The organism is Fodinibius sp. (assembly GCF_041642155.1).
Lineage (GTDB): Bacteria > Bacteroidota > Rhodothermia > Balneolales > Balneolaceae > Fodinibius.
The window spans coordinates 1-3000 of record NZ_JBEPWZ010000338.1 but is presented as its reverse complement, the minus strand read 5'-3'; the positions used below and the strand labels follow the sequence as shown (position 1 = coordinate 3000).

Here is a 3000-nt window from a genome sequence, read left to right as displayed (position 1 = left end):
TCGAGGATCTCCACGCCGCCCAGCTGACGGGCCACCTTGTGCAGGATGATCGCCGTTCGTTTCCACGAGAGCGGGTCTTTGATCCCGCTGCCGATATGGGCATGCAATCCCTTGATCGACAGCTCCAACTCCCGGGCCAGCCCGGCCACCTCTTCAATCTCAAAGCGGGGGATGCCGAATTTGGAATGCATCCCTCCCGTCTTCACGTGCTTGTGGTGTCCGTGTCCGTGTCCCGGATCGATCCGCAAAAACAGCTCCTCCCCCCTGAACAGTCCCGGCCACTGCTGCAGCGGGTAGATGTTATCCAGCGTCACGTTGATCCCCATTTCGAGAGCCTCCTCATACTCCGACCTGGGGGCGAAGTTCGGGGTAAAGAGAACCTCTTTTCGATCGATGTCGGGAAACAACTCGAGCACCCGGCGCACTTCGCCGATGGAGACACACTCAAAGCCGAGCCCCCGTTCGCGGAATGTGCGAAGCACCTCCGGATGGGCATTGGCCTTCATCGCGTACAGGACGTAGTCCACCGGACCGATCCCCTGGATCAGGTCGGCATACTTTTTCAGCGTCTCCGTGTCGTAGACGTAGCAGGGACCCGAATCGGCTGCGAGGTCCAGCAGCTGCTGCCGGCGCTCCTCCCACCAGAGGGACTGCTCCCGGCCATCCGTCTCCCGGTCGCCCATCAGCTCCGGCCAGGTGGGGCCGAAGGACTGCTGGTTTCCGGATTGCGAGATAATATGATCGTGCAGCTGGCGCACCAGCCGGTCGGCCTGCTCATTTTCCACCACAAATGTAAAATTCAGATCATTGGCCGCCTGGTTCACCAGGTACACCTTCTGCTCTTCAAACACCTCGAACGCCCCGCCCAGCTGGTGCAGGATCGTCCGAATACGCCGCCCCAGCAGGCTGACCGCCGAGACGGATTCGATAACCTCCACCCGGCACAGCGCGGAGAGGTCCTCCACAAACGATTCCCGTATATCGTGAAAATGGGAATTGAGTCCCGGATCCAGCGAGACCGTGACATTGGATTCCGAGGTGGAAATGAGGTCGATGGACAGGCCGTACTGTTTGAAGACCTCGAAAGCTTCCGCCAGGAAACCGACCTGCTGCCACATGCCCAGCGACTCCATGCTGATGAGAATCACATTCTTGCGCACGGCGATGGTCTTGACGAGCGCCTCGTCGTCGGAGGCCTCATCGGAAATAACCGTACCGGACAGTTCCGGGCGGTGCGTGCATCGCACGTGAATCGGGATGTTGTGCTTCCGCGCCGGCATGATGCTGCGGGGGTGCAGCACCTCTGCCCCGTTGGTTGCAATTTCCTGGGCCTCTTTATAGCTCAGGTGGTTCAGCAGCCGCGCAGAGGGCACGTTCTGCGGGTTGGCGGAAAACAAGCCCGGCACATCCGTCCATATCTCCAGTCGCTCTGCCCCGATCTTGGCAGCATAATAAGCGGCCGACACATCCGACCCGCCCCGTCCCAATACGACCGTCTCACCATCCGCATCGCTGCCGATAAATCCCTGCGTCACCACAAGGCCCCCGGCCTCGTTCAACCGCTTCAGCACCGACCCGTCAAAGTCCGTTTCGCTTACCGCCGACAGGATCAGCGAACGTTCGCTCACATTCTTCAGGGCGCTGGTCCGTATACACTCCCGGCTGTCGATCCACGTCCCCTCCCCCAGCTCGCGGCGCACATAGGCCGCGCCCAGCCGGGTTGCCATCAACTCTCCCATCGCCAACAGCCGCGCCTGCACCCGGTAGCTGGCCTCCCCGATCAGCTCGATGCCCCTGACGATATGTTCCAACTCGTCGAAATCTTCTTTTAACAGCTCATCGACCGGGAGGTCCAGGGCTTTACCCAGCTGATAGTGTCGCTCTTTGACCTGCTCCACCAGGTCACCCGTCGTATTGCGGGGAGCGCGTTCAATGATCTCTTCCAAACTGTCGGAAATCCCACTTAACGCGGAGTGTACCACACAGACGCAGTAGCCGTCGTCTCTGCGCTCCCTGATCACCGACAGGATATTCTGCCAGCTTTCAACCGTCGAGACGCTGGTCCCCCCGAACTTAAGTACGATCCATTTTCTTCCTGTATCTTCTTCAGACATCGTGCTGTTTTATCTTCTTAGGTAATGGTTTTATTTATCTATTGTATCTGTAATCCGTTGTGCGGCTGTGCTACCGGCCACCGGGAGCAGGCTGTTGTCAGCCGCCTTCCCTTACAGGTCTTGCGAACATGAATCCTGCCTGCTGAAAAGCTATTTAGATGGAAAACAACCGCCCAGTGTGTTAGGTATATAGTGTAAGATCTCTCCACGCCAGTGCGTGATTCGGTAGCGCAAAATATAAGACATCTGGCGGGGTTTTTTTAAAATATTTTAATGTTCCATTTTTTTACAGCGATGTAATCCCTTGCCCCTTTTGGCTTGATCCAAAAGGGGCATAAAAAATCAAGGCTGAGAAAACTCAGCGCCCGGCCGAATTTCCAGAATGAGCGGTAAAAAACAGTGGTCGGCCACCGTGCATGTTTCCCCTTTTATTTACACCTTATGGAATTAGAGCACTGGAATCAATAGAGAGCTTTGACAAATCAGACATTTTGTTCAGCGTCAAGGCCATAGGTGAAAAACGAGATCATATGCTCATATGTTAGGATTTCAACCGACCGATAAGGCCAAAATTGGACAAATGAGCCGTTTCGCAAAGCTCCCTGTTGGATAGCACATCAGACACCTAAGTCTGTCTCACGGTTACCAGGAAAACTGATATGAATTAAATTAAAATTAAGATGACGACTGGCATGTAATCATAACCGCATACCGCGTTAACTTTATTGGACATAAATAGCACATCAATATAAATATTAATGACCGATTCAGGAGGACTATGAAGCTAAAAAGAATCATTGTTGCGTTGGGACTGCTGGGAGCCTTTCTCTTGTCAGCCGGACAAGCGGGCTTCGCACAATCACTTGACAATTTCGAAGAAAAAGTA

Annotated in this window: 1 protein-coding gene; it reads right to left on the bottom strand. The window is 54.7% G+C overall.

Translation table 11 applies throughout. From position 1 onward, the window contains the following. Positions 1-2114 (bottom strand): bifunctional aspartate kinase/diaminopimelate decarboxylase (locus ACESLU_RS13615; RefSeq protein WP_372639175.1); only part of this gene is annotated, 2114 nt, incomplete at its 3' end. Positions 2115-3000 lie beyond the last annotated feature (886 nt).